Origin of the sequence: Moraxella sp. (assembly GCF_030525845.1) — a bacterium.
GTDB lineage: Bacteria > Pseudomonadota > Gammaproteobacteria > Pseudomonadales > Moraxellaceae > Moraxella.
The window spans coordinates 97,792-123,828 of the sequence record NZ_JAUNDY010000004.1 but is presented as its reverse complement, the minus strand read 5'-3'; the positions used below and the strand labels follow the sequence as shown (position 1 = coordinate 123,828).

Below are 26,037 nucleotides of genomic sequence, written 5' to 3'. Positions count from 1 at the left end.
GCTGATATAATTACGCCTAAAAGTTGATTAAGGTTGTTAGCGAAGTTGAGTGGTAATAAGTTAATAACACGAAACATTTATTAATCCTAATGGTGTGTTAGATTTATATTGGCAATGAATATAATATTTGATTGTTGATTGTATTATTAATTTAACACTCTTTAAATATAAAGGGACTAATAAACACAACAATGAGGGTATTATGTTAGACCATTTGCGCGCGATGGCAGTATTTGCCTCCGTAGTTCGATTTGGCTCATTTAGCGAAGCTGCCAGAGAATTTAACGTAACCACCAGTGCCGTCAGTCAGCAGATTCGCTCACTTGAATCCGACTTAGGCATGGTGCTTTTACAACGCTCCACACGTAAAATCAGCCTGACCGAAGCAGGCGAGCTTTTTTATCGTTCTGCCACCGACATGGTAACTGCTGCCGAGATTGGCTGGAATCAGGTTGCCTGCTTGCGTGATGAGGTTTTTGGCAATCTGACCATCGCCACAACCACTTCTGCCATCGGTGCTTATGTGATGTCTGCTTTGTCTGATTGGCTTGATGATAATAAAGAGTTGTCCTTGCGTTTTGTCCAAAAAGATAAATTCTGCGATTTGGATTATGAACCAATAGATGTGATGATAGGGCTGACTGATAGAGCACCTGATGATGGGGTTCATCAGGCGAAGTTTGGCAATGTTTGTCAAATGCTACTGGCATCGCCCAAGTATCTAGAAACACAGACCCTCATCAACGGTCGTGACGATTTGCGTGAGCATGGTTTTGTGGCTCTTGACGATTCTCCCTTGCTGTTCGCCGATGGCAAAAAAATCAACGTCGCCAGTCGTGTCAGCACCAACGATGTCAATACTGCCTTAGGCTTGGCGGTGGCAGGGCATGGCATCGTAAAAGCAAATAAGCTTGATGCTACACCGTTTTTGGAGCGTGGCGAGTTGGTGCCTGTGCTAGATGAGTACGCCTTACCGTCATTGTACTTGGTGGCAAGGCTACCCAACAAGGAGTTTCAGCCTGCCAAAGTCCAAAGGCTCTTAGATGTTCTGGCGGTGCGTTTTGCAACCACATCGCATGCTTGATTGTATCTGTCTTAGTGTGTCGCCTACAAATACCGCTTGATGAGTTCGTCAGCGTTGGTGCGACCATCTAGGGCTGATAGCAGGGCATAAGCACCGATGAATTTACGACTGATAAACATCATCTCTTTGGGTGGCAAGGAGAATTCTCGGGATTGCATGCCTGATTTGGCTTTTGACATGACTTTGTTATAGAGGTTGCTGTTTGCCCAGATGTATTTGCCATCATCAAGGTATTGTGCGTCAATGTACTGAGCCTTAGCAAAAGGCTCGCATGCCATCAAAAACACCTCTGCCATGTCGTCTTTGGGTTTGCCTGTGAGCTTATCAAAGAAATCATAACCTGTCATGGCGTTTTTCATTTGGGTTTTATCTTGATGATATCCTGCGATGAGTAGATGTTTGGCGATGGTTAGCAATTTATCATCAAACTGCTTAATCGCCCCAAAATCTAATAATACCAATTTATCTTTGCCATTATCATTTAGCCTAACCAGATAATTGCCAAAATTGGGATCAGTTTGCATTTCTCCCCATTCAAAAATTTCTCTAATCACAATATCAATGGCGGATTGTCCTAAATAATTACGGCGTTCTTGATTTAGCTGTGATATGATGGGGTCATTTAAATGAATGCCTGATTCATAACTCATGCAAATAAGTCTGGGCGTAGAATAATTATCATAAATGGTGGGGACAATATATCGCTCATCGTCTTTTAAATAATTGGCAAAGCGTTTTGTGGTATTAGCCTCCATGACATAATCCACCTCACGATGCAATAATTCACGAACCTCAACAAACCAATCGTCCAAAGCTTTTGTTTGGGGAATGGCATTGGTAACTTTAAGCAAGTGTTTAAATATTGATAAGTCAGAATCAATGGAAGTGGCGACATTGGGATATTGGACTTTTAATACTACTTCTTGTCCGCTGTATTTATGAATGGCTTTATGCACCTGAGCGAGGCTGGCTGTGCCAATGGGGGTGCGTTCTATCTCAAAATCATCAATACGCTCGCCAAGCTCTGCTTTGATGGTCTCAAAAATAATATGCCATGACAAAGGGGCGGTTTGTGCGTCCAACGTGTGCAAGGCGTTGATGACTTCGCTGGGTAACAAATGCTCGCCATATAATGCCAGCATTTGTCCGACTTTGACGACAGAGCCTTTTAATTTGCCAAGTTCTGATACGAGGTAATTTGCTTGCTCTTGCATGAGCGTGCTTTTTTGTAACTCTCGCTCTTCTTTGGATAAAAAAATCCCCGCCACGCCAGTTTTTGCCCAGTTTTTACCAATATTGAGGGAGGTTTTGGCGATGCTTAGACGGCGAGAAAATGCGGAGGTTTTTAGGGTGTTTAGTGGCTTGTCGGTCATGGTGTTGTTGAATTTGTTTTTTGGAAATTATATCAGAAAATGGAGAATTTGACCATTGTTGGTCGGCGATGGCTAAGGTTGAGATTGTTTTGGGTAAATGATTGAATTAAAATCAAAAGTGGCATAAAGGGTATTTATGCCATCATAAAACTGTCGATTTGGTGCTTTGGGTGTTAAATTAAAACAAGCCAATTATCATTGAGCCAACTTGCCACACTTGCCAAAAGCTCACTATCTAGCTCATCAAAGACAATCGCTTCATTGCCTGTAAAGCGTTCGATGAGTGCCAGCTCTTTATCATCAAAGCAGATGTTTTCGCCATTGATGTACCACTGCCCATTTTGTAGGACAAATCGGCAGGCGGGGTTAATCATTAAGCACTCGCCATTTTGTAAGCGTTCGCCAAGCTCATTGGGACTTAATTCGTCATCAAAAGCAATCAAATCATACCCTCGTTTGCTTACCAGTTCGCTCACCGCTTGGGCGATGATGGCATTGCCTTTGTCTGAATTTAATAGGCTTATGAGTTCGTTTTTGATGGCAGAAATACTGTCATCAGACAGCTCATAAGCGTTGGCTTGCAAGACTTGGGGGAGAGTTAGGGGCGAAAATAGGGCATGTTCGCCTGTGGCAACGTCTGCCACTTCATCTAGGATTTGCACCAAATTGGGACGGCGAAAACCAAAGCTAAACGTCAAGCACTCATCAATCGCTACGCCATAATGGCTAAGGCGTGGCGGTACATATAGGACATCGCCAGCCTCCAACACTTCATCAAAAATAATCTCACCCATGTCATCAAGCAGGCGAATTGGCTGACCTTCAACAAAGGGCGTACCAGTATCGCACATTTTGCCAAGTTGCCAACGGCGAGAGCCATAGCCCTGTGCCAAAAATACATCATATTCATCATAATGCTCGCCCACGCTACCACCTTGTGGGGCGACTGACACCATGATGTCGTCTTGTTGCCATTTGGGAATAAAATCAAAAGCTTGCCACAACTCGCCAAGTTCAGGCGACCATTGTTCTAAGTTCTGTACGAGTACCGTCCAAAGCTTGGGCGTGCTTTGTAAATCTGATTCACTTAGGGGTGAGCTTTTGAGTGTCCACTCATTGGGGTTGTTGTCTTTTTGAGTAATGAGACGAGCCGATACGCCGTCTTCAATGGCTAAATCAAGCACGTCCGTTGGTTCAAACATACCCACAAGAGCAGGTAAGCCGTTTTTGATAAGTAAAGGCTTTTTTTGCCAATACTGTGCCAAAAAAACTTCTGGCGTGATGTCTTTGGGTAGGCAAAAGGGTAATTTGTCGGTCATGGGGTGTCTCATGTTTAAATTTTGCTATTTTAACAATTTTTCCCCAAAAACACCAATTGAACATCGCAAATTTGGCGATTGATTTAAAAATGGGTTTAAAAATGACTCAAATTTCTTTATAATGCAGTTTTATTTATGTTAGAGAAAGCCATGTCAGAGACCGCCAATTTTCTTGATGAATTTGATGAATTTGAAAACGAGCTTGGGACAGAGGAGGGCAAGTTAAGCCCCACCCAAATCAGCCAGCTCCAAGACGAGCTTGATGAGGCGTGCCGAAACCTGCGTACCATTCGTGATTTTATTCGTTTTTGCGTCTCCAAACTGCGTGAATATGACGTGGTGGTGGCACAGGGGACGACCGATGAGTTTGCCGAAAGCTCTGCCATTGTGCTACATACGCTGAGTCTCGACTGGGAGGCAAACCCTGAGATTTTGGATTGTCGTTTGACCGACAGCGAGAAAAAAGCGGTGCTTGAACTCTTATCCGCTCGTATTGTCCAGCGTAAGCCTTTGAGCTATCTTATCAATTTGGCGTATTTTTGTAATTTACCTTTTTATGTGGACGAGCGTGTCCTCATTCCTCGTTCGCCGATTGCTGAACTCATTAACAAAAAATTCTATCCTTATTTTGATGTGGATGATGTCAATAAAGCTAACTTTTTCAAACATGGCTTACAAGAGCTACAACTGTCGCCCCCTGAGCGGATTTTAGACCTTTGCACAGGGTCGGGCTGTATCGCCATTGCCCTTGCCACCGCCTTCCCTGATGCCAATGTGGACGGAGCGGACATTGATAAAGATGCCCTAGAAGTGGCATGGACAAACGTAGAACATCATGGGCTAGAGCATCAAGTAAACTTGTTAGAAAGTGATTTGTTTGCCAAAATCCCTGCCGAAAATCAATACGAACTCATCGTAACCAATCCGCCTTATGTGGACGCCAGCGTCATGGCAGAGTTGCCACCAGAGTTTTTGTACGAGCCAGAACACGCCCTTGCCGCAGGTCAAGACGGCTTGGATTTGGTGCACCAAATCCTATATCATGCCCCTGATTATCTGACCCGTGATGGTTTATTGGTGTGTGAAGTGGGCGACAGTGAATGGGCATTGCGTCAATCATATCCGAGCATTCAATTTGATTGGCTTGATTTTGAAAAGGGCGGCAGTGGGATTTTTGCCATTACTTGTGAGGAGCTTTTGGAATACCGTGAGGAATTTGCCAAGCAAGTAGAGCGGGTAAAAGGCGAATCGCTTTAATGATTGATAAAATAAATGGGGATTTTAAAAAAATGAACCATTTATTTTATTTTTTTAAATACCAATTATTTTAAGGAATAAAAAATGGCAGGCAATACCATTGGCAAATTATTTACTGTAACCACTTGTGGCGAGTCGCACGGGGTGGGTTTAATGGCGATTGTGGACGGCGTTCCGCCCAATTTGCCTTTATGTGAAGAAGATTTGCAAATTGAACTTGACCGCAGAAAACCGGGGACTTCCAAATTTGCCACACAACGCAAAGAAGATGATAAGGTAGAAATCATCTCTGGCGTGTTTGAGGGGCGAACCACAGGCACACCAATCGGACTACTTATTCGCAATACCGACCAAAAATCCAAAGATTATGGCAACATTGCCACAACTTTTCGCCCCAATCACGCCGATTATACCTATACGATGAAATATGGTTTTCGTGATTATCGGGGTGGTGGGCGGTCGTCTGCTCGTGAAACCGCAATGCGAGTGGCGGGCGGAGCGATTGCCAAAAAATACTTAAAAGAACGGCTGGGCATTGTCATTCGTGGCTGTGTGGTGCAGATTGGCAATGAAAAAACGGATAAACTTGATTGGAATATTGTCAATGACAATCCGTTTTTTTGCGGTGATGTGGACGCAATTCCACGCTTTGAAAAACTCATCACAAGCCTACGAGAGCAGGGGACAAGCTGTGGGGCAAGGCTTGAAATTTATGCCGAGAATGTCCCTGTGGGGCTTGGCGAGCCTGTGTTTGACCGCCTTGATGCCGACATTGCCCACGCAATGATGTCTATCAATGCTGTTAAGGGCGTGGAGATTGGCGATGGCTTTGCCGTTGCCGAGCAGTTTGGGCACGAAAGCAGGGACGAGCTGACCCCTGATGGCTTTACTGCCAACCATGCAGGCGGGATTTTGGGTGGGATTAGTAGCGGACAAACCATTAAAGTCGCCATTGCCCTAAAACCCACTGCCAGCATTACCACAAGTGGCAAAACCATTGATTTAGGGGGCAATCCCACCGATGTGATTACCAAAGGACGGCACGATCCGTGTGTGGGCGTGCGAGCTGTGCCGATTGCTGAGAGTATGCTGGCGATTGTGCTACTTGACCATTATTTACGCCACAGGGGGCAAAATATTGATGTGGTAATGCCATTAAAGCCGATTGAATAGAATTTAATTGTAAGGTTAATTATGCTGTCCAATATAAAACGCAAATTTTTACCAATAATGTGTTTGGGGTTATTGTCTTTTGGGCAATCAAGTTTTGCTAATGAACCAACTTTAATGGACTGGTACAAAATGGTTGCTCCAAATTATGTTCAATTTCAAAAAGTATATGGTGAAAAATTGGACGGTATGGTATTTTCAGAAATACTTCGTTCAAGTAGTGAGCAAGTTTTTTCAGATAAAAAATTAACAAGCGAGCAAATAAATTTGGGAGCAGAATTATCCGAACAAGCCTATTATCATTGTATGATTTGGGGGTATTATCGTTTGACGGCAATGTTTGGCGATGGTGATGTGGATAAGATTGCTGATGATATTTTACAGCTTTGTCAAGACCACGAAAATGTCTATGATATTTATAATATTTTGCTTGCGTCCGACCATTATGGCTTTGAAATGACTGAACATAAGGCGTGGCAACGTATTCAAGAAAATAGACAAAAAGGCATAAGAGGCAATAGCGATTTTCATCAAGCTGTCAGAAAAAAGGTTTATCAATTAAAAGAATATGCCCTTAAAGATTGACGGATTATAAAAGTAAAGTGTTGTAAAATCTATCATCATTGCCATTATTTTCAAATCGTATTTGCTATTTTGTTGGGTTTTATTTGTATCAAATTTGATTGGTTTAAGCTTGGCAATGTTGATGATGTTTCGGGCTTTTAACCATTATTATTTTCAGGGTTATTTAACTTTATATAAAAGAAAGGCTGAACAATGATTTTTGTAAGCATTTCTTTTATTGTGGTTATAACAGACCTCTTGCGAAACTAAATCATCTTACTTACAATCCCTGCAAGTGGATTTGCCTTTGGGTTAACTTTCTTTAATGATTGTGATGAGTGGTATTTTGGGCTTTAAACATCTCATTCATCAAAGGTTGCTGTCTGGTGTTGATTGTAAGGGATTGGGGGGGGGTTTCGCAAGGGATTTATTCATCAAACTTCTTACTTGTATTAGTGTCTAATATGAACCGATACACTAAAATTTCTGCCTTGTTGTGTGATGCCCGCCGACATAAATCCCCCAAAATTTTGAGTAATTAAGGGGGATTTTTATTGCCGATTGTGCAATACGATTTCAGATTTTAAAAATCATGTTATCCTCATATTTTGCACTTTTATTGATATGGGCGGTAAAGTTTAACCGCTCAAATTCCCCCAACCGCTCCCACGCCTCCTTGTCGCATTCTTCAAGATAAGCCATATACGACAAAAACTCGCTTTTGGTACTGCTAAAAAAACAAATATGGCGGTCTTACCCACTTCATCAGCTTTAAAAACTGCACCATTCCAAAATATTCGCCCAAGCCATAGGCTTCTTGCTTGGTGCGTAGGTAGGGTGGGTCTAGGATAAACAGCGTTTTGTCTTGATGGTAAAACTTAGGCATCAAGGTTTCAAAGCTCTCCGATACAATTTCCAAGCCGTCCAAATAGCCGTCCGCAGTCGGATAATCGCTTCTACGAATGGTGTTATAAAACTCGTGCTTGGGCAACTCGTCAATGTGGCTGATTTGCTTACCGCTAAATAGTAGCCAAGTGGAAACGCTTTGGCAGTCCACAAAGCCGTCAAATTGGCGGATAATTTCCAAGACTTTTTGCTTAGTAGGTTTGTCTATGCGTTTGGCTCGTGGCAACGGCTCTAAAATTTCGTAAAGTTGCCTACGCAAACGGTTGGTATCGTGGATATGATAAAGTCTTTGGCTAAAATTGTCAAAGTCGTTATAGATAACCCTTACCTGTGGTTTTAGGCGTTTGGCATTGTGAGCAAGTAGCCCACTACCACCGAATACATCCACAATCGTCCAGCCTTGACCGTCATCAGGCACGATGCGGTCAAGGGTGTTACGAAAGGCTTGGATAATTTGCCGTTTTTGCCCGATAAAGGGCAAAGGCGATTGACTGTAAGGTTTATTGAGCTTGGGTTGATTGGGATTTTCCACAAAGTTCTCCGTGTTGGCTTGGAGTCTCGTGGACTTCTGGTAGGATGCTGGTTTGGTAAAAATTGATATATTATAACATGATATAAAATAAAGTTACAATATAACAAAATAATCTCTCTCCAAAAAAATTATCCACAAAAAGCCCACCACAAGGTAGGCTTTAAGGTGGTGTGCTGTTTAAAATTCATAAGTTAGCGACAAGGCGTAGTTTCGACCGGGTGCGGTGTAGCGATTTAGACCATATCCTGCTGAGTCCACCATGCTATTTGCGGTAAGGTTGTTAAATTGACGCAGTGTCTCCCACGGAATGTATCTAGCATCGGTTAGGTTGTAAATGCCTGCATTTAGGATGATGTTTTGGTTTTTGCCAAATTTTTTGGTGCCATACACATCAAGTAGCCAAACGTTTCTGCCGTGATTGGCATGCTGATAAGTATCAACGTATTCTTCATAGCCTGTGATGGTTTTGCTGGTGGTAAGTCTGGTGTATTTGCCCGTGCCGTCATCTTGATAGCCGTAATATTCACACCAGCCATACCATTTTAAATCCTCAGGGCATTCTTGGATTCTGGTGGTAACTTCCTCAATATCCTTTGAGGCGATGTATTTGGTATCCTTAGGGTTTTTACGCATGAGACCTCGTACACGACCGTGTAGCGACCAGTCGTTGTTTGGAGCATAATAATCCGCCCCCAAAATAAGATTGGCAGGCACGGCGGCGAGTGTGTTGATTTTCATTTTGCCGTTATGGTCAGTGTTTACAATGGCACTGTCCCATGAGGTGTGAAAATTAGCGAAAAGATTTAGGCGACCTTTTAGATTTAGTTTGTCAGAGACATCGCTTTCAATGCCAAATTTAACACCTTTAATGGTGGCTTTATCCAAATTGTGAGACATGGTGCAAGTGCCTTCATAATTGCCACAGCCGTGTTCGTCTTCGCCGCGATAGCCGAGCGATTGACTTGCTTGCCAGTAGGTTGTGTGGATAAAGTCATCGTATTTTGAGAGGTAGCCTCCTAGTGTAAGTTTGGTTGCTTGGCTGGGTTGGTATGTAAATTCAAGCTCGTGATTTAAAGAGGTTTCTGGGCGAAGGTTGGGGTTGATGATTTGTTTGACGCCAAAACCCTGAAATGCAGAGTACATCTGCGTAACTGTCGGTGCCAAAAATCCTGTGCTGATTTTGTAGCGGGCGGCTAGCTTATCAGGAATGATTTGGTAATCAAGCATGCCACTGTATGTCAGCTTGTTAAAACTAGGCTGTCTGTCATACACGCCACTACGATAATCTTGATAAAACTTGGTGCGAACCCAGCTTTTGTCTACGTTATTATTGATTTCGTTTTGTTCACTGCTTCGAATGTCGCCAAAATACACGTCATCTTGAAAATAGGGGCTGTATTTATGATAATCATAGCGAATGCCAAGCCCTGCTTTGAGCCTCTCATTAACATCGATGGCATCGCCAAAAATGAGGCTTAGATTGTCTTTTTTGGCATCAGGCATGACGATGGCATAAGGTTGAATGGCTTGGGTGATGTTACCTGCTTGGTCGTAGTTTAGGCGAACAAAGGTGGATTTATAATCTTGATGATTAAAGCCCAACTTGGCAGAAAAAGTGTGTGTGCCAAATTTCCCCAAATCTTTGGGAAGTAGCGTGGTAGAGACATCGAGGTGCTTGGTGTTGGTTTGGGTGGGTCTGTATTCTCGTTGGCTTAGGTAGGGATTATTTCTATTTGGGCTGTGCAAGAATGTGTCTGCCAGCCCAAGCACTTCTTGGATTTGGTAGTTGAGGGCGATGTTGTCGATGGATTTTGAGTGATTGGGCGTGTAAAGATAGTGTAGTCCAAAGCCTTTGGTTTCTTCTTTATCACGGGGTACTCTCCACTGACCTGAGACGCTTTTGCTCCATGCGTATGAGTCGGTGTTTTGTTTTTGGTAAAAGGCGGAAGCACCCACACGTACGGTATCACTAAGATGATGATAACCCTTCAAGAGCAGAGTGTTGCGTTCATAATCTACCGCATCTGGATAAAAAGTTGAGCTGGGCTGTGAAGTACGCCCCATTTCACCATTTTTAGCAAAATCATAAAACAGACTCATTCTATCAGAATTATGGCGACGCATGTCGTGGTTTTTAAGTTCATGTCCTTGACGGCGAGCATAATTTAATAAAAATTCATTTTTGTCATATACGCCAGCCAAACCAACTGCAAACAGTGTTTCCTCGTTTTTGTTGGTAAAGCCAACTTTGGTATAACCGCCCAAATTTCCCTCTTTTATCATACTGATGGGTTCTTTGGTGTTAAAGGATACAGCCCCACCCACCGCACCAGAGCCAGAGATGATGCTGTCCGCCCCTGTCATGATGCGAACATTGCCCAAAACTTCAACATCTGGATTAAAGCGACCCTCATAGATGTAGCCATAGGGCGAAAAAAGTTCATTGGCTTCGACGGTGGGTAATGCCACCCCATCTAAATCCATTGCGACACGGTTGCCATCAACACCACGAATGGCAAAGCCTTTATTGCCGTATCGTCCCACTTCGGCGACATCGACTTCGGTATGATAACGCACCAAATCGTGGGTGTTTTGGATATTTTGGCTGGTCAACTCACGGCGAGTGATGATGCTCTCTCCCACGCCTGTTGTGGGTTTTTTATTTAAACGAATGTACTCGTGTTCAAGCTCAACCTGTGGAGTGGGTGCATCATCAGCATAGGCGTGATGGCACATGAGAGCGGGGACGAGCAAGGCAAGCAGAGCTTTTTTGGGGTGTTTAGTCATAAAAATCCCTCTAAAATAAATTGTTGGTCATTAATCAGCAGGAAAATTTATAAAAAAATAACAATACTGTCATTTTATAACAAAAATTCTAGAATGTAAATAATAACGATTATATTCTTTATAGTTATTTACAAATGTATTTTTTTGGTGCTGCCTATTGAAAATTTAGGATAAATCCCCATGATGGTTTTTATTTTAGGAATGTGTGTCTTATGAGTAAATCCATTCATGCCAGCTTAAAGCGTGTGCTTGATGTGTCAGGTCAAAGCGTAGAGGAGATTGCCTTACTTGCTGATGTCTCGATGACAACGGTAATGCGTTGGTCGAAGCATGGCATATCACAGGCGGGAGCCAAAAAACTAAGTAAAATTTTGGGAGTCTCCCCTGAGTGGATTTTGACAGGTCGGGACGCAGATAAAAGTGATGCCCCTAAGCCCAGCACCCCCAAATCAAAATCCAAACCTCGCATGATAACTCCAAGAGAGGCTTTGCTTGAATTTGTGGAGGTGGAGAGTGGGGTTTTGGTGCTACGAGAGATGGGCGATAGTGAGGCTTTGGTAAAGATTGAATTTGCCGATAAAGTCAAAGAGTTACTCGGTCAAGAAAATCTACAAGGCATCGGTCAGCACATGATTTCGGCGGCGATAGCTAGCGTCATGGAACGCCAAATGCGTCAGTATCACGCCCATGTCTATGATGAAAAACCCAAGCGATTTAGCTAAAACGATTAACGCATACATCACTATCCTTTAAAAATACGACACACCAAAACGGAATATTTTATGACAAAAGTTCACATTCAGCACGCCAAACCCACCCAAAAACCCAAAAAGGCCCTCATTTGGATTGACCTTGAAATGACAGGGCTTGACACCCAAAAAGACGAGATTATTGAGATTGCCACCATTGTTACCGATGATAATCTCAACATCTTAGCCGAAGGTCCTGTCTTTGCTATTAAAGTGCCTGACACGGTGCTAAATGGCATGGACGAATGGTGTACTCGCCAGCACCGTGAGTCTGGGCTGACCGACCGTGTTCGCCGTAGTACAGTAACGCTCGCTCAGGCGGAGCAAGCGACCATTGAATTTTTGTCCAAATGGGTGGATAAAGGGGTGTCGCCGATGTGTGGCAACTCCATTTGCCAAGACAGACGTTTTTTGGCGCGGCAAATGCCAGCCCTAGAAGCATTTTTTCATTATCGCAATCTAGATGTATCAAGCGTCAAAGAGCTGTGTCATCGCTGGCGACCTGACGTGGCACAAGGCTACCACAAAAGTGGTACGCATTTGGCACTCGATGACATCAGAGACTCCATCAGAGAGCTTCGTCATTATCGTGAGCATTTTTTTAAACTGCTGGATTGATGATTGATGAACGTTATTCGTGCGTGTGTGTACGTGGTAATATTGGCGGTACTTGGGTTTTTCGCTCATCAGACTTATACTGAGCCACAGGTTCGCTTTAACAGTCTAAGCCATCGCCTGATGTATCCTTTGGATGTGAGGGTGCGTTATCGCATTGGCGAGGTGGATGCTCGTTTTGGACTTAGTCGTGCTGAGGTTTACAAACTTGCTGAGGAAGCAGCAATGATTTGGCAACATGGCACAGATAGGGAGTGGTTCGTATATGACGAGAATGCCAAAGTAAGCATTAATCTCATTTATGATGAACGCCAAACAGAAACCGATGCACGTCAAAAAATCAAAAACGAACTTGATGAACTAAAAGACCACCACCAAAAACGCTCAGATGATTTAGAATTACAAAGACAGGCATTGCAATCAGAATTTACTCGTCTAAGTGCCGAGCTGGGTACATGGCAACAAGAGTATGACATGCTCATGCTTGCCCTAAATGAGACCAAAGACCACAACAAAAGACGGCAGTTACTGGTGCGCCAAGATGAGCTGATTGCCGAACAACAAACCCTAAATGCCAAAATTGAGGCTTATGGATTGTCCCAAGCCGCCTTTAATCAAGCAGTAAGCGACATCAATCACGAAACAGGTCGCTTAAACGAGACGATTCATCACGCCAATGCTCGCTTGACGCCACGCCAGTTTCATAAGGGTCAGTTTGATGGGCGAAATGTTGATATTTATGAGTTTACCTCGATAGATGATTTGCGTTTGGTACTGGCTCATGAGTTGGGGCATGCTTTGGGTTTGGGGCATAATGACGACCCCACCGCTCTTATGTATCCTTATAGCAATGAGCAAGACGCCCATAATTTTAAATTAAAACCTGCCGACATTGACCTGCTTCATAACCGACATTGGCGAAATGAAGCGTGGTAATACCCCAAAGTTGGGGTATTTTGCTGGCTCTTTGTGGTATGGCTAGGCGAATAACTCATCAACACGCTCTTTATCAAAGCGATATTCTTTACCACAAAAACCACAATCTAGCACCAGCGTGCCACCATGTGCTGTGATGACGTTTAGGGCTTCGTCGTGCCCTAGTTGCAAAATCGCCCCTTCGCTTTTGACATCTGAGCAAGTGCAAGCAAAATGAAGTGGGGTGGCTGTGGGTAGTGCCACATCTTCTTCGTGATAGAGGCGGTAGAGGATTTCGCTGGCTGGTAGGTCGGTCAGTTCCTCTTTTTTGATGGTGCTCGTCAAGATACTAAGTCTGTCCCATAGGTCGGGGTCATTTTCTTTGTCTTCGTCTGACTGTGGCAACAGCTGAACCAAAATCCCACCTGCCTGTGTCTCATTGGTGGCAAGTTTAATGATGGTGGGGATTTGGGCGGATTGTTTTTGGTAATGAGCAAGGCACTCACCCAGATTGTCGCTTACTCGTTCCACGATGCCTTGATAGCTCTCGCCAAAATTGGGGTGAATGCTGATAAATAGCACGCCTGTTTGGATAAGGGCAAAAGCTTCATCGCTGGTGGTTAGGGATTGCCAGAGTGTTTGTTTGTCATCGCTGTTATCAAAACTTGCTAGTGCACGCACCGCCCCTGCCGATTCTTGGGAGTGGTCGCATTCTGCCATCGCAAAACGCAAAGGCGAGTTTTCGTCTGATGATTGTAGTTGAATGGAGAGTTTGCCATCGATTTTTAGTGTACCGATGAGCAGGCTTGCCGATACTAGCATTTCGCCGAGCAAGGCTTTGATGGCTTTGGGGTAGGGCTTTTGGCTGATGACGGTGGTAAAGCTGTCAGACAGATGCACCACATCGCCTCGCACTGGCGAGTTTTCGATAAAAAAACGCTGACGGTAATCACAAGTAGTCATAATATTCTCTAAATAATAGCGTGTTTTTTGTGAAATGATAAAAACACGCAAATGATGATATTTGGTGTATTTGGGTTGGTTTCGTCAATGAGACTACACCCTAAGCCGTTTGATACACCTGCATTTGTCATTAATGGGGGCGTACCTTAAAATCTTAAAGGTAAATAATCAATTATGTGGAATTTATGCTAAATTTACAAACATTACATGCCCTCGCTGATGGCTGTCCTTATGATTTTGGTGGGCAGGTTCTGGCGTTATCTGATGAGGAAGGGTATGGCTTTATTGGGCAAGGGGGAGATTTGACTGTCTCAACCTTGCTTCATGCTTATCGCTGTGGGGTGTTTCCTTGGTTTGATAATGAGCCGATTGCGTGGTGGTCGCCAAACCCTAGATGCGTGATAGACCCCTTGTCGTTCACGCCCAAAAAATCACTGATTCGCACTACACGAAAATCATCTTGGACGCTGACGACCAATCATGCTTTTGAGGAGGTCATCAACGCATGTCGTGAGCCACGAGCGTACACCGATAAGACATGGATAGGGAGCGAGATGGTAGAGGCTTATATTAAGTTACATGAGTTAGGCGTAGCGGTCAGTGTTGAGATTTGGCAAGATGAGCCAACAAAAAGTCCGCTTATTGGTGGGCTTTATGGCATTGGTTTTGGGGCGGTGTTTTGTGGGGAGAGTATGTTTCATCGCATGGCCGACAGCTCAAAGGTGGCATTTTGGGGGCTGATGAAGCTGTGCCAGAAGCGGGGAATTTGTTTGGTGGATTGTCAGCTAAAAAACCCTCATCTGATGAGTTTGGGGGCGACATTGATGGATAGACAGGCGTTTTTGGGGGAGCTTGATTGCCTAAATAAAACAGACGTGGCAGGTCTGGGGGCGTGGCATTTTTGCATGCCAGTCTCAAAGCTGGTAGAGATGACTTAGAGATAAAAAACCACGCTTTTGGCGTGGTCTTTGTTTTTAGGCTTTGGAGATGTTTGGGATAAGAGACTCCTCAATGACACTGGCATCAGGGTCGCCTGCCACTCGTTCTCGTTTGACAAACACAAAAAACGCCAACGTCGTCAAGAGTGTCAATCCAAGTCCGATGTAGACAGATAGCTGATAGTCAAGCTTAAAGCCGATTTTATCATATGCCAAAAACGTAAAGCACGCTGCACTCATAAATATCGCTGGCAAGGTACAAACCCAATGAAATTTGCGATAACGGTATAAATAACCTGCCGCCGTCCAAAGCATGACCACCGCAACGGTTTGGTTTGCCCAGCTAAAATATCGCCATAGGATTTGAAAGTCCACTTTGGAGATGACAAAGCCGATGACAAATAGCGGAATGGCAATCCATAAACGTTTGGCGAGGGTGCGTTGTTCTATATTGGCAAACTCTGCGATGATAAGGCGTGCTGCACGAAATGCGGTATCGCCTGAGGTAATGGGTAGTATGACCACGCCCAAGATGGCAAACACGCCACCGATAGCCCCAAGATAGGCAATGGAGCTGTCATAGACCACTTTTGCAGGCGAGCCTGCGGCGATGGCTTCTTGTAGACCAGCTAAGGTGGGATAAAATGACATGCCTACCACGCACCAAATGAGTGCAATGATACCCTCAGCAATCATCGCCCCATAAAAAATAAAGCGACCCTCTGACTCATTTTCGGCACAGCGAGCCATTAGTGGCGTTTGGGTGGCGTGAAAACCTGATAATGCACCACAAGTGATGGTCAAAAATAGTAAGGGCCAAATTGGTAGGTCGCCTTTGGGTTGTAGGTTTTGAAAGAAGCTATCAACCGTCAAGCCACCCATGCTATTAAAAAAGTAAGTCTCGCTACCACTAAGCTCATTTTTTATGAGACCATACATCATGCCAAAAGACATGAACAGCAACAGCCCACCAAAAAATGGATAAATCTTGCCGATGATTTTATCAATAGGAAGTAGTGTCGCCACAATGTAATACACAAAAATAATGGTCGTCCACGCCACCAAAACCGCCGAAGCATCAAAGCTGGCGATATTCTCCATCGTGATGTTGGTTAGTAGCTTGGCTGGGCTTGCCACGAACACCACGCCCACTAGCACCAAAAGCACCACCGCCAAAAGGTTGATAAAATGCTTAACGGGAGTTCCTAGATATTTGCCAGTCAAATAAGGCATGCTGGCACCGCCATTACGCACCGAGAGCATGCCACACATATAATCATGCACCGCCCCTGCAAAGATACAGCCAAACACAATCCAAAGCATTGCCACAGGACCGTACAATGCTCCCAAAATTGGACCAAATATCGGGCCTGTGCCAGCGATGTTGAGTAGCTGAATGAGCCAAATGCGTTTTTTGGACATCGGTACATAATCCACGCCATCTGTCATGGTGTAGGCAGGGGTGTTTTTATTGGGATTGATGACGAAGATTTTTTCAATGATTTTTCCATAGATGAAATATCCCATCAACAAAACCGTGATACAAAATAAAAACCACAACATAAACAATCTCCTAGATTGTAAAAAATATGGTAAAGTTGCCAAATGTTACAGATGCTTACAATACCGCAAACTACAAAAAAGGTCAATGCATATTTACAAACGAGGCGGATTTATTGTGTATGGCAACCGAAGTTTTGATGGTAAATATGATGTGAGGGCAATGTTAGTGTATGATTTTTGTTTTTTAAAAGCTAAATTTTGGTAAAAATGAGGTTAATCATTGCATGATTTTTGGTATAATAGCCAGCTTGTTTGTGGGCATTTTGCTTTTATTCTGTTTGGTTTTATGATTTTATGAAATTTTTAAAAAATACAACAAGTCATCAACGTGGGTCAGCACAGCAAATCTTGGTGCTTTTTGTGATGGCACTCGCTTTGATTGCGATGGTTATGGCGGTGTTTGGTTATAAAATCGGACACAAGCAAGGGCTAAGAAAAGGCATGGTCATACAGCTCCAAGAACAACAAGAAAAAGCCATCACGGTACAAGGCATGTCTGTCGATGAAGCCAAGCTAAAACAACAGCTCGACTCAGCGGTCAAGGAGCGAGACATTAGCCTCTCCAACCTTGAATCTTTGCGTGAAAAAAACGAAGAGCTGACCACCAAAAATCTACAACTTTTGCAGGTTAATAAGCTATTTAAGAAAAAACTTGCCAAAGACGGCGGTCTACCCTTAGAAGTATTGGGTGGCGAAATTTTGGCGTTGCCTGATAACACCTTTGAGTATCGTTTTGATGTGGCAATGGTCGCATCATCGGGAGCGAGCGTTACCATGACACCAAAGATGACCTTGCTTAATGCCACAAATATGGTAAAAATTCCCCTAAAACCTGCCATCTATGAAATCAGCGATGTTGAGCGAATTCGTGGGCGTTTTGTGATGCCTGATGGCTTTAAACCCAGACAAATCAAGCTGGAAATTAACGCAGGTGGCGAGCGAGCTGAACAGCTCTACAACTGGCAAGTGGGCGAGGTCATGGCTCAACGAGAGGATAAAGGTGTGAGTGAGCGACCTGTGGGCGGACTATGAGTACACATCAGGATTTTGAGGTTGAGGCAGATGTGGCGGTACATCATCAGTATGATGAAGTGCCGATGTTTCATGTGATTATGCACAATGACAACTTTACCACGATGGAGTTTGTGGTGTTTATTTTGGTTGAGGTGTTTTCGTACTCTTTGGATAAAGCGACTGATGTCATGATGCAAGTCCATCAGCAAGGTAGTGCGGTTGTGGCGACCCTACCCAAAGAGATTGGCGAGACCAAGATTGCCATTGTCGGTCAATATGCCGAAGAGGCAGAATATCCGCTGTTGTTGACGTTGGAGAGAGCATAACTCTATGATTTCACATCGATTTTCTCGTTTGTTTGATGTATCTGCTCTTATGCCTCCACGAGATTTTGTGCCAATTGGGCGTGAGCCGATTTGTTTGGAGATTGGTGCAGGCAAGGGCAAACACGCCTTGTTGTTTGCTAGTCAAAATCCAGAGTGTCATTTGTATGCCATTGAGCGTACCCATGAGAAATTTACCGCTTTCAAAAAGTCTTTTGATGCCCAGCCTTTAACTAGCCTTACCCCTATTCACAGCGATGCAATCTGCTGGTCGGCGTATGCACTTTTCCCCAATCAAGTCCAAAAGTGCTTTATCCTATACCCCAATCCAGAACCCAAAAATAAAAATCAGCGGTTTTTAAACATGCCGTTTTTTGAATTTTTATTATCAAGAATGTCGCCAAATGGTCAAATCATCATTGCCAGCAACATTGATGAGTACATCCAAGAATGTCAGGTATTGTTGGAGACGGTTTGGCATTTACCTTATTCTAAGCGACAAATTGAGCCTGATTCGGCGCGCACACATTTTGAAATCAAATATCTGGCACGAGGCGAGGCGTGTTGGGAGCTTGTCATTACCAAACCGACACACTACCACACACGGTTTGATGAAACATTGCCGTTGTCTTGGTTGCCGCAATGAGTCAGGCAATCTTTCCTAATTTACCCACTGTTGCCGTCATCGGAGCTGGGGCGAGTGGGCTGATGGTGGCGGATTATTTATCCTCTCTATCAAGCGATATTCGCATTGAAATTTACGACAGATTGCCTAGTGCAGGACGCAAAATACTATGGGCGGGCAAGACAGGATTAAATGTCAGCCACAGCGAGCCGATGAAGGATTTTGTGGGGCGTTATGACAGTGATTGGCTTGCCCCTTATTTATATCAGTTTGACAATGCTTGGCTTGTGCGGTGGCTAGATACGTTGGGCGTACAAACTTATGTGGGGTCTAGTGGTCGCATATTTCCAGTTGAAATGAAAGCATCGAAATTTGTCAGAGCTTGGCTACGTCGCTTGACTGACCGTCAAGTAACGTTCTTTTATGGACATCATTGCCAAAAAATCGACAAAAACACACTTTATTTTACACATCAACCAAAAAATGGCGATGTTTGCGAATATCACAAGACGTTTGATGCGATTGTTTTATGCTGTGGCGGTGGTTCTTACCCAAAATTAGGGACAGATGGGAGTTGGCAGGCGTGGTTTGACGATGCGGAGCGAACCCCACTCTATGCCAGCAATGTCGGCGTGCTAAAATCATGGTCGGATTACATGACCCCTTATTTTGGTCAGCCATTAAAGCGAGTGGCATTATGCGATGCTAATGCCAAATCCTTTGGGGATATTATCATTACACATTATGGTCTGGAAAGTGGCTTGATTTATAAGCATAATCGTGCCATGAGAGAAGCGTTAAACAATAAAAGCCCTGTTATTTATTTGGATTTATTGCCAGATAAATCAATAGATGATATCCAAAAATATTTTTCAAAAAATAAAAAACAATCCCTAAATAACCATCTTAGAAAGATGGGATTGAGCGATACAAAAATTGCCCTGCTTCGAGAATATACACAAAAAACCGACTGGTCGGATTTTTATAAGATGGCAAACTTCATCAAGAAACTTCCGATAATGTTTGAGGGATTTCGTCCGATGTCGGAGGCCATCAGTACAGGAGGTGGCGTGAAACAATCAGCATTGACCGATGATTTACAACTAAAATCTAACCCCCATGTGTTTTGTTGTGGGGAGATGTTGGATTTTGATGCACCCACAGGGGGCTATTTGCTGACAGCATGTTTTGCCACAGGGCAGGTGGCTGGGCGTGGCGTGGCGAGATTTTTGGGTATGTGATGTGTCATGGTTGCTGTTATGGTTCATGGTGCGGTGGCGGACTGGATTGACTAAAACGTCCATGTTCCAAGAAATGTACAATCTCTTTGGCGACGGTTTTGTTGGTCAAAAACCCAGTATGATTGACAGGCAGCACCAAATAATCACTGAATGTGGGTAGATAGGTCTCTGACAGATATACCGTACCATCGTTTTGGCGTGCTTCGCTTGATAGGCGGTGTTTTTTGCTGTGATAGCCGAGTACAGGCAGACCAAGTCCTAGCGGACGTGTGCCAGCGATTGCCCCAAATACTATGTTACTTGGCAATGCCACGCAATTGCCGTCTAAGGCGTGGAGATAGGATTGTCCTATGAGGGGAGGGCATAGTCGATGAGCATAACTGGCACAGATACTACCTTGATGAGGTGTACCCAAGCTCACACAGCGATGAACATGCCAATGATGACCATAAGTAGCGACAAAATGACGGATAATCAATCCGCCCAAACTGTGTCCCACCAGATTAATGGGTGAGCCATCATGATGATGGGTAAGCCATGCGTGCAAGTCTTTGCTGTGAACGTCAATGGATTTGGTTAGGCTATTATAGCTAAATGTCTGGCAAGAAAAACCTACTTTGGTAAGATTTCTCGCCAAAGGTGCCATGTAGATTCCATGCATGTGCAGACCATGAATAAGCAGGGTTAGGGGCTTATTCATGATGTTTTACCACAGAAGATTATTTGCCACGATAGGTAATGCGACCTTTGGATAGGTCGTAGGGGGTCATCTCAACCTTTACCTTGTCGCCAGTTAAAATGCGAATGTAGTGTTTACGCATTTTGCCTGAAATGTGAGCGATAATCTCATGTCCATTATCAAGGCGAACCTTAAATAGGGTGTTTGGAAGCGTGTCAATGACTTCGCCTTCAAATTCGATGATGTCGTCTTTTTTTGCCATAATCTGATAAATCTAAAATAAAAGCATATTATAGTAGAAAAATTAGAAAAAATCTAGCAATAATGAGTGTGTCTGTTGCTGGGATTGACAATGGCGAGTTGTGGCGATGGGGTAAGCGTATCATGAAACACAAACGGGGCTTAACTGTCATCTACGATCAGTCATTGTGCCATACTTAAATAATCAGATGGGCGATTTTTGATTGATAAGCATTCAATCTGTATTATCAGATGATACCAAATGTAAAATTATCCCAAAAAGCACGATAAATACCTTACTTTTTATGGCATATTGCAGACGATTGACAGAGGTCGCCTTGTCTGCCCTGACATCTGGTGCACAACCTAAAACAACCACTCAAAAACACCTACCGTCGCTAATCCATGTGTTAAAAATAGGACAATAAAAAAGACAGGCATTACCACCTACTTTTCCTGTAAGACTGCAAATTTATATCCCAACTTATCCCGTATTGTTTTGGATTATCCCGATTGTAGGGAGTGTGACTGGTCGATTCATCTGTATCCATATTTATTTTTTTATCATGGCGTTATCGCTAGTCATGAAAATCATAATTTGATTATACTTTTGATTTTATTAGGGTTTTTGTATTAATAATAAGCCATGCTTTATATAATACTTCAAAAACCAAAAATACATCTATACACCATCATTTTGTTATGTTTGGTTGTACTCATCAATCATAATAAGAATGACTTTATTGTGATGGGATATTTGTTGCTATGCCACACCTCTTAGGTCTGGTAGGGGTGTGGCATATGTGGCAATACATGGGGGTTATGGTGTTGGTAATGCTTCTGCGTCAGGCGTGGTATTGTCGTCAAAATCCTCCTCAAAATACTCCATGTCATCATCAAAATCGTTATTTTGGCGAGAAAACGCACGACCAAGATAAGAGGCAAGAGGTGTTGACAACTCGCTTGATTCGCTTAGGCGAGTTCTTAGTGCTTCTTGATAGGCAAACAAATCGATGCTATTATCAGGTGTGGGCGTGCGACTGGCACTTGGCAGGCGACCAAACTCTCCTGCTTTGCCATATGGGAGGATTTGGGTAAATGTGTCCACCAATAAAGGCTCATCTGCACTCATCATTTTGGCGTTATTGATGTAACGGCGTTGGTGCACCCATGAGATTTTGCCGTTGGCAATGCCATAATGCGTGGCTGGGGCGTATTTGTTTTCGGGGGCTGTTGGGGCTTCCTCGCCTTGTGCTTGGTATAGCTGATAATAATAATCATCAACTTTTTTACCCAAGTATAAAAACAGACCACGCATGAGCGTCTCGCTGTTGATTTTGAGCTCGGTTGGGGTGCTTGTGTCTAAGTTAGGCTCCGTATCGTCGTTTTTGTTGACTACATGAATGATACTCTCGCCATCAATAATCTCACGCTCATAAAAATCTGGCATTTGCATGGTCAGCATGGGGTATTTGTTGGTCATCTCCTGAAAAAGAGTGTCGGCAAATACATACTCACTATATGCCTTGCTTTTGGTATCTGTTGCATTTTTGATGATGGTTGGGGTATTTTGTATGAGGGTCAATTTATCAGAGGGTAGATTTTGGCTGATAAATGGCAAATCCATGATACTCTTTGGGCTGACCGCCAAAAAACCTTCGTCAGGCAGTGTCATAAAACCCTCTTTTTGGGCGTTTAGATAGGCTTTTACTAAGTCTTTGGTAAAATCTTTGGGTAAGCTACCGTCATTTAGCGGAATGTACAGCCATTTGTTGTGCCATGAATCGCCTAGTTTATTGTCCAGTAATTGACTGTTTAGCGGAGCGATGTTATCCGCCCATAAATAGACTTTTTCGGCTTTTAGGTCGATATAGATGGGTTGGTGGATTGCCATTTTAAGGTTCTTGGCGGTGTAGTCAAATGTGGGTAAGGCGGTAATTTTGCCATGCAGAGGCTGATAACTGCCAATCATCTGAATGCTCGATGGGCGGATTAAGTATTCGTGCAATAATTCAGCTTTTTTGGCGTCAAGCACGGTGTGTGAGGTATCAATCTCCTTTGGGGCTTGATTGGCAAGATGATTTTCGATGGCAAGGGCAAAAGATTTTGTCCAATCAGCTTCATCTTGTCCCTTGGTTTCTTGGTAAAATGATTCCAAATCAAAAGGTTGATAGGCTTGTTTGGCTTTCATGTCTTGTTGGCATGCCAAAAAGTCGTTTTTGATTTGTTCTTTTTGGGGGGTGTATTTATCATCTTTAATGTTCTCGTCATTGGCTTTGGCGTGATGAAGCAGGGCGATGTATGCCTTGTCATGAGCGTCTGCACATTGTTGTTGGGGGTGGACGGCATTGAGCTGTTCTGGTGTGGCGTGCGATAAGGCATCACGACGAATGTCGTTTGAGATATATATGCCACTTTGATAATCAAATGACGAACGAAGCTGTGATTTAATGGCATTCTCTAACGTACTTTTTGGAGTGCTGGTGGTGCTAGCAGTGTGCTGAGTGGTGGCACATGCACTGACAAAACAGCTGGCAACAGCGATACCTAAGAGATGGCGATGAGATTTTTTCATGATTTTCCTTAAATAATGTCTGGCGTGCCAAATACCGATGGACTATGTCATCAAAAATGATTTGTTGTGATTTTCTCATTTTTACGTAATATTTGGCACGATGTAGATTGATGTTATTGGGTGTTATTTGGGTTCGCTGACAGCATTTTCGATGGCGTAGGTCAACTCCATACAAGTATCGCCCTCTGGTTCGTTGGCACACGCTTCTGTTGATGACCAAACGGTATCGTAGGCGTAGTCATAGCGAGCGTATTTGGCTTCTTTTGCAAATTTTTGCTCTTCTAAAAGGTGTGTAAAAAACGCCGTGCCGTCCACTTGGGCGGATTTACTAAATGTGTCATTAAACTGGCGTGATAATAGGTGTTTATCAAACTGTTTTTTGTCATAGCGAATCTGCTGTATGCTTTGGGTGGTGGTAAGACCTATTTGGTCTTGAATGTGGCTGATGTTTTGTAGGGCAATGATTTTACCTGACGAATCCAAATAAACATACGCCGTGCCATCTAAGCTAAACGGCATGACCGCTTCGATAACTTGGAGTAATCCACCAACATCACTGCTGTGATAACTGCCATTTAGGGTGGTAAAATTATCGATTAATTGTTTGATTTTATTTGGGTTGTCATCTGTTTCATCGGAGGTATTGGGATAATATGCTGGGTTTTCTTGCACGTAGGTATTTAGCGATGCCCCCACGTGTTTGGCAATGACACCGTATAGCGTGCCAAGCTCCTTACTGCCGAGTGTGATTTTGATGACACGACTTGCCCCCACTTCTTTGGCAAAGAGGTCATCACGAAAATCGACTGGGGTAAACTTTTCGCTGTGTAATGCATTGACACCCGCTACGATACCGTCATTAATTGCACGATAAATCACGTCGGTAGGGATTTGCTCACGTAGCTCTTGGGGTAGAGTGAATGACACCAAGCCATCTGGCATGTCTTTGAGCATGGGAGCATGTTTGGGTGCGATGAGTGCCATCAGAGGTAGCAGTGCCGAGACATCAGCGTTCAGCTCGCCTTTGTCGTGGTCAAACATCATGGGAAATTGTGCAGAATGCACGATGGTGGGCGTATCATAATCTATGGAGTATAGCGAGCGAACTACTTGGGTGGTGGGGCTGTGATGGGTAAGACCGCTTAGGCTAAAATTTTGATATTGATAGAGGTTTTTGGCAACGGTTTGCTCTGGGGTTTGTTTTAGGTTGAGTAGGCTAATACCCATGCGTAGATAAGCAGGCAGGGCTGATGACACATCCACACTGGATTGGTCGGCATCTTGGGCTTTCATGTCCTTATATGCCTTAATAAAACCAGAGACTCCTTCATAACGGTCGGCATCATGATAGGTAGATGGCTCAACAACGCTACCATCGCACTCAGAATACTGCATTAGATTATCCCTAAAATCATCAGCGTGGGTGTGATGGTTTTTGCCTTCGCTAAACAGCTGTCGATTGGTTGATACCAGCTTTGTCAGGCACTGTTTTTGTGCTAAATGTGTGTTGAGTGTTTGTTCAGATGCATCATTGATATAATAGGAGGGTTCAAGCTGAGTATCATACCAAACCGCCACCGAACAATGGCTAGACGACATTTCTAAGCGGTAAAGTGCCTCTACGATGTTATCTAGTTCGGTGTGGCTTTTGATATTTTTGGTTAGGGTGAGTTTTTGGTTTTTGTAATCTGATACGCATGATTGTAGGTGGCGAATGTCGCTGATTTGGTAGCCTTGTGCGACTTTTAATAATTCGTTGGCGGTTTGGTTGATTTTTTTATCGAAATCTTCTAAGTCTTTTTTAAAGGTGGTTTGGTTGAATTGACCTTTATCGTTTAAAAAATTCCGTGCATCGGCGGATAGTAGGTGGTCGTTAATCTCGGCGTACAAATCTAGGATTTGAGCAGAGACAGCTTGATATTCATCGCTCATGCCGACTGTGCGAGTCACGGTGTGGGCATCCTCATCGTCGCCGTAGCGTAGATAGGGCAGTTCGCCCAACTCATCAGACTCACCCAAATACTCATCATACGTCATAAATGGCACATCAGCCAAATAGCCATCATAGCGTGCTTTATCCTTAAATGCCATCACTTTTGTGGCGGTTGTCCATGCACTGTCCGCTTCTTTGTCGATGTCGCTAATATATAGGGGTTCTGCCACATAACGAGTAGATGACACGGCATAACGCTCGCTGTTTAGGTGTGTCGCCAGTGCTTGCGTTAGGGTTTGTTTGGCGTTAAAGGAGGGTGTGCCTACCTGTATGGCTGTGCTAGGTTTGTCATTTGGCGTGGATTGGCAGGCAGATAGCGACAAGCTACCCATGAGCGTAACAATAGCAAGCGTCAGGGTTTTGAGGGAAATAAAGTGTGGGCGATGTGGCATAAAATGTCCTTTTGGCAGACCATTATTGATTTATTAAAACCATAAAATAAATAACACTCATTATACACAAATATTTTTAATTTTAAATAGGGTGTGATGACATTTTATGCGTGTGGGCGTGGATTTGTAAGGTCATGTACTTTTCGATAAAAAACAAAAATGACAAGGGCGTGTGGAGCTTTTATGGGAACACGTCTAAGTATTTAAATCCAACGAAACT

At 43.6% G+C, this 26,037-nt stretch carries 23 protein-coding genes; 12 read left to right on the top strand and 11 right to left on the bottom strand.

Annotation, left to right across the window (positions count from 1 at the left end):
- Positions 1-202 precede the first annotated feature (202 nt).
- On the top strand, positions 203-1,084 hold the full coding sequence (locus tag Q4B79_RS03085) for a LysR family transcriptional regulator (RefSeq protein WP_303084960.1): 882 nt from the start codon (positions 203-205) through the stop codon (positions 1,082-1,084).
- A gap of 23 nt (positions 1,085-1,107) precedes the next feature.
- Here the strand turns inward: Q4B79_RS03085 and Q4B79_RS03080 are convergent, their stop codons facing one another.
- Both Q4B79_RS03080 and Q4B79_RS03075 read right to left on the bottom strand, forming a co-directional pair.
- Positions 1,108-2,457, bottom strand: coding sequence for an AarF/ABC1/UbiB kinase family protein (locus Q4B79_RS03080; protein ID WP_303084959.1), 1,350 nt, complete (start codon positions 2,455-2,457; stop codon positions 1,108-1,110).
- Between the two features lie 173 nt (positions 2,458-2,630).
- A complete protein-coding gene (locus Q4B79_RS03075; RefSeq protein ID WP_303084958.1) occupies positions 2,631-3,776 on the bottom strand; it encodes a cupin domain-containing protein in 1,146 nt (381 codons plus the stop codon).
- 150 nt (positions 3,777-3,926) lie between these two features.
- Between Q4B79_RS03075 and prmB the strand changes: the two genes are divergently transcribed.
- The 3 genes from prmB (at position 3,927) to Q4B79_RS03060 (ending at position 6,788) form a co-directional block, all read left to right on the top strand.
- Entirely contained in the window at positions 3,927-5,033 is a 1,107-nt protein-coding gene (gene prmB / locus Q4B79_RS03070) for a 50S ribosomal protein L3 N(5)-glutamine methyltransferase (RefSeq protein WP_303084957.1), read from the top strand.
- A gap of 84 nt (positions 5,034-5,117) precedes the next feature.
- Complete coding sequence (gene aroC / locus Q4B79_RS03065) at positions 5,118-6,206, top strand: chorismate synthase (RefSeq protein WP_303084956.1); 1,089 nt, start codon at positions 5,118-5,120, stop codon at positions 6,204-6,206.
- Between the two features lie 114 nt (positions 6,207-6,320).
- On the top strand, positions 6,321-6,788 hold the full coding sequence (locus Q4B79_RS03060) for a hypothetical protein (protein WP_303084955.1): 468 nt from the start codon (positions 6,321-6,323) through the stop codon (positions 6,786-6,788).
- A gap of 555 nt (positions 6,789-7,343) precedes the next feature.
- On the opposite strand, the gene Q4B79_RS03055 is transcribed toward Q4B79_RS03060, so the two are convergent.
- From Q4B79_RS03055 to Q4B79_RS03045, 3 genes are all read right to left on the bottom strand, one after another.
- Positions 7,344-7,478, bottom strand: a complete 135-nt coding sequence (locus tag Q4B79_RS03055) for a hypothetical protein (protein WP_303084954.1) — start codon at positions 7,476-7,478, stop codon at positions 7,344-7,346.
- 19 nt (positions 7,479-7,497) lie between these two features.
- Positions 7,498-8,205 (bottom strand): DNA adenine methylase, encoded by a 708-nt coding sequence (locus tag Q4B79_RS03050; protein ID WP_303084953.1) that lies wholly within the window; start codon positions 8,203-8,205, stop codon positions 7,498-7,500.
- A gap of 177 nt (positions 8,206-8,382) precedes the next feature.
- A complete protein-coding gene (locus tag Q4B79_RS03045) occupies positions 8,383-10,992 on the bottom strand; it encodes a TonB-dependent hemoglobin/transferrin/lactoferrin family receptor (protein WP_303084952.1) in 2,610 nt (869 codons plus the stop codon).
- A gap of 212 nt (positions 10,993-11,204) precedes the next feature.
- Here Q4B79_RS03045 and Q4B79_RS03040 point away from each other — a divergent pair, with 212 nt between their 5' ends.
- The 3 genes from Q4B79_RS03040 to Q4B79_RS03030 are packed head-to-tail and all read left to right on the top strand — an operon-like array spanning position 11,205 to position 13,292.
- On the top strand, positions 11,205-11,714 hold the full coding sequence (locus tag Q4B79_RS03040) for a hypothetical protein (RefSeq protein WP_303084951.1): 510 nt from the start codon (positions 11,205-11,207) through the stop codon (positions 11,712-11,714).
- Between the two features lie 60 nt (positions 11,715-11,774).
- Positions 11,775-12,359 (top strand): oligoribonuclease, encoded by a 585-nt coding sequence (gene orn, locus Q4B79_RS03035; protein ID WP_303084950.1) that lies wholly within the window; start codon positions 11,775-11,777, stop codon positions 12,357-12,359.
- Positions 12,360-12,365: 6 nt separating this feature from the next.
- On the top strand, positions 12,366-13,292 hold the full coding sequence (locus Q4B79_RS03030) for a matrixin family metalloprotease (protein WP_303084949.1): 927 nt from the start codon (positions 12,366-12,368) through the stop codon (positions 13,290-13,292).
- A gap of 42 nt (positions 13,293-13,334) precedes the next feature.
- Here the strand turns inward: Q4B79_RS03030 and Q4B79_RS03025 are convergent, their stop codons facing one another.
- Positions 13,335-14,234, bottom strand: a complete 900-nt coding sequence (locus Q4B79_RS03025; protein ID WP_303084948.1) for an Hsp33 family molecular chaperone HslO — start codon at positions 14,232-14,234, stop codon at positions 13,335-13,337.
- Between the two features lie 185 nt (positions 14,235-14,419).
- Here Q4B79_RS03025 and aat point away from each other — a divergent pair, with 185 nt between their 5' ends.
- Complete coding sequence (gene aat, locus Q4B79_RS03020; protein ID WP_303084947.1) at positions 14,420-15,172, top strand: leucyl/phenylalanyl-tRNA--protein transferase; 753 nt, start codon at positions 14,420-14,422, stop codon at positions 15,170-15,172.
- A gap of 36 nt (positions 15,173-15,208) precedes the next feature.
- Here aat and Q4B79_RS03015 read toward each other — a convergent pair whose 3' ends face one another.
- Complete coding sequence (locus Q4B79_RS03015) at positions 15,209-16,735, bottom strand: carbon starvation protein A (protein ID WP_303084946.1); 1,527 nt, start codon at positions 16,733-16,735, stop codon at positions 15,209-15,211.
- Positions 16,736-17,029: 294 nt separating this feature from the next.
- Here Q4B79_RS03015 and Q4B79_RS03010 point away from each other — a divergent pair, with 294 nt between their 5' ends.
- From Q4B79_RS03010 to Q4B79_RS02995, 4 genes are read left to right on the top strand one after another with little or no spacing between them, the layout of a single operon-like run.
- Positions 17,030-17,767: a hypothetical protein gene (locus Q4B79_RS03010; RefSeq protein ID WP_303084945.1), complete on the top strand. Its 738-nt coding sequence runs from the start codon at positions 17,030-17,032 to the stop codon at positions 17,765-17,767.
- Positions 17,764-18,075 (top strand): ATP-dependent Clp protease adaptor ClpS, encoded by a 312-nt coding sequence (locus Q4B79_RS03005; protein ID WP_303084944.1) that lies wholly within the window; start codon positions 17,764-17,766, stop codon positions 18,073-18,075. Before Q4B79_RS03010 ends, Q4B79_RS03005 begins: the two co-directional genes overlap by 4 nt.
- Positions 18,076-18,079: 4 nt before the next feature.
- Positions 18,080-18,718 carry an SAM-dependent methyltransferase gene (locus tag Q4B79_RS03000; protein WP_303084943.1) on the top strand — a complete coding sequence of 213 codons (639 nt, stop codon included), beginning with the start codon at positions 18,080-18,082 and terminating at the stop codon, positions 18,716-18,718.
- Entirely contained in the window at positions 18,715-19,938 is a 1,224-nt protein-coding gene (locus tag Q4B79_RS02995) for a TIGR03862 family flavoprotein (RefSeq protein ID WP_303084942.1), read from the top strand. The genes Q4B79_RS03000 and Q4B79_RS02995 overlap by 4 nt, the downstream gene beginning before the upstream one ends.
- 16 nt (positions 19,939-19,954) lie before the next feature.
- Here Q4B79_RS02995 and Q4B79_RS02990 read toward each other — a convergent pair whose 3' ends face one another.
- The 4 genes from Q4B79_RS02990 to Q4B79_RS02975 all read right to left on the bottom strand — a co-directional run bounded on the left by Q4B79_RS02990 (position 19,955) and on the right by Q4B79_RS02975 (position 25,817).
- Entirely contained in the window at positions 19,955-20,638 is a 684-nt protein-coding gene (locus Q4B79_RS02990; protein WP_303084941.1) for an alpha/beta fold hydrolase, read from the bottom strand.
- A gap of 19 nt (positions 20,639-20,657) precedes the next feature.
- Positions 20,658-20,879 (bottom strand): translation initiation factor IF-1, encoded by a 222-nt coding sequence (gene infA / locus Q4B79_RS02985; protein ID WP_029102801.1) that lies wholly within the window; start codon positions 20,877-20,879, stop codon positions 20,658-20,660.
- A 798-nt stretch (positions 20,880-21,677) separates the two neighbouring features.
- On the bottom strand, positions 21,678-23,432 hold the full coding sequence (locus Q4B79_RS02980) for a hypothetical protein (RefSeq protein ID WP_303084940.1): 1,755 nt from the start codon (positions 23,430-23,432) through the stop codon (positions 21,678-21,680).
- Positions 23,433-23,555: 123 nt separating this feature from the next.
- On the bottom strand, positions 23,556-25,817 hold the full coding sequence (locus Q4B79_RS02975) for a hypothetical protein (protein WP_303084939.1): 2,262 nt from the start codon (positions 25,815-25,817) through the stop codon (positions 23,556-23,558).
- Between the last annotated feature and the right edge of the window lie 220 nt (positions 25,818-26,037).

Bases quoted from the DNA above. Each gene is read 5' to 3' on its own strand.
- Q4B79_RS02980 (WP_303084940.1), bottom strand. From the start codon at position 23,432: ATGAAAAAATCTCATCGCCATCTCTTAGGTATCGCTGTTGCCAGCTGT.
- Q4B79_RS03045 (WP_303084952.1), bottom strand. From the start codon at position 10,992: ATGACTAAACACCCCAAAAAAGCTCTGCTTGCCTTGCTCGTCCCCGCT.
- prmB (WP_303084957.1), top strand. From the start codon at position 3,927: ATGTCAGAGACCGCCAATTTTCTTGATGAATTTGATGAATTTGAAAAC.
- Q4B79_RS03025 (WP_303084948.1), bottom strand. From the start codon at position 14,234: ATGACTACTTGTGATTACCGTCAGCGTTTTTTTATCGAAAACTCGCCA.
- Q4B79_RS03085 (WP_303084960.1), top strand. From the start codon at position 203: ATGTTAGACCATTTGCGCGCGATGGCAGTATTTGCCTCCGTAGTTCGA.
- Q4B79_RS03075 (WP_303084958.1), bottom strand. From the start codon at position 3,776: ATGACCGACAAATTACCCTTTTGCCTACCCAAAGACATCACGCCAGAA.
- Q4B79_RS03080 (WP_303084959.1), bottom strand. From the start codon at position 2,457: ATGACCGACAAGCCACTAAACACCCTAAAAACCTCCGCATTTTCTCGC.
- Q4B79_RS03000 (WP_303084943.1), top strand. From the start codon at position 18,080: ATGATTTCACATCGATTTTCTCGTTTGTTTGATGTATCTGCTCTTATG.
- aroC (WP_303084956.1), top strand. From the start codon at position 5,118: ATGGCAGGCAATACCATTGGCAAATTATTTACTGTAACCACTTGTGGC.
- infA (WP_029102801.1), bottom strand. From the start codon at position 20,879: ATGGCAAAAAAAGACGACATCATCGAATTTGAAGGCGAAGTCATTGAC.
- Q4B79_RS03015 (WP_303084946.1), bottom strand. From the start codon at position 16,735: ATGTTGTGGTTTTTATTTTGTATCACGGTTTTGTTGATGGGATATTTC.
- aat (WP_303084947.1), top strand. From the start codon at position 14,420: ATGCTAAATTTACAAACATTACATGCCCTCGCTGATGGCTGTCCTTAT.
- Q4B79_RS02990 (WP_303084941.1), bottom strand. From the start codon at position 20,638: ATGAATAAGCCCCTAACCCTGCTTATTCATGGTCTGCACATGCATGGA.
- Q4B79_RS02995 (WP_303084942.1), top strand. From the start codon at position 18,715: ATGAGTCAGGCAATCTTTCCTAATTTACCCACTGTTGCCGTCATCGGA.
- Q4B79_RS03060 (WP_303084955.1), top strand. From the start codon at position 6,321: ATGGACTGGTACAAAATGGTTGCTCCAAATTATGTTCAATTTCAAAAA.
- Q4B79_RS03030 (WP_303084949.1), top strand. From the start codon at position 12,366: ATGAACGTTATTCGTGCGTGTGTGTACGTGGTAATATTGGCGGTACTT.
- Q4B79_RS03005 (WP_303084944.1), top strand. From the start codon at position 17,764: ATGAGTACACATCAGGATTTTGAGGTTGAGGCAGATGTGGCGGTACAT.
- Q4B79_RS03010 (WP_303084945.1), top strand. From the start codon at position 17,030: ATGAAATTTTTAAAAAATACAACAAGTCATCAACGTGGGTCAGCACAG.
- Q4B79_RS03040 (WP_303084951.1), top strand. From the start codon at position 11,205: ATGAGTAAATCCATTCATGCCAGCTTAAAGCGTGTGCTTGATGTGTCA.
- orn (WP_303084950.1), top strand. From the start codon at position 11,775: ATGACAAAAGTTCACATTCAGCACGCCAAACCCACCCAAAAACCCAAA.
- Q4B79_RS02975 (WP_303084939.1), bottom strand. From the start codon at position 25,817: ATGCCACATCGCCCACACTTTATTTCCCTCAAAACCCTGACGCTTGCT.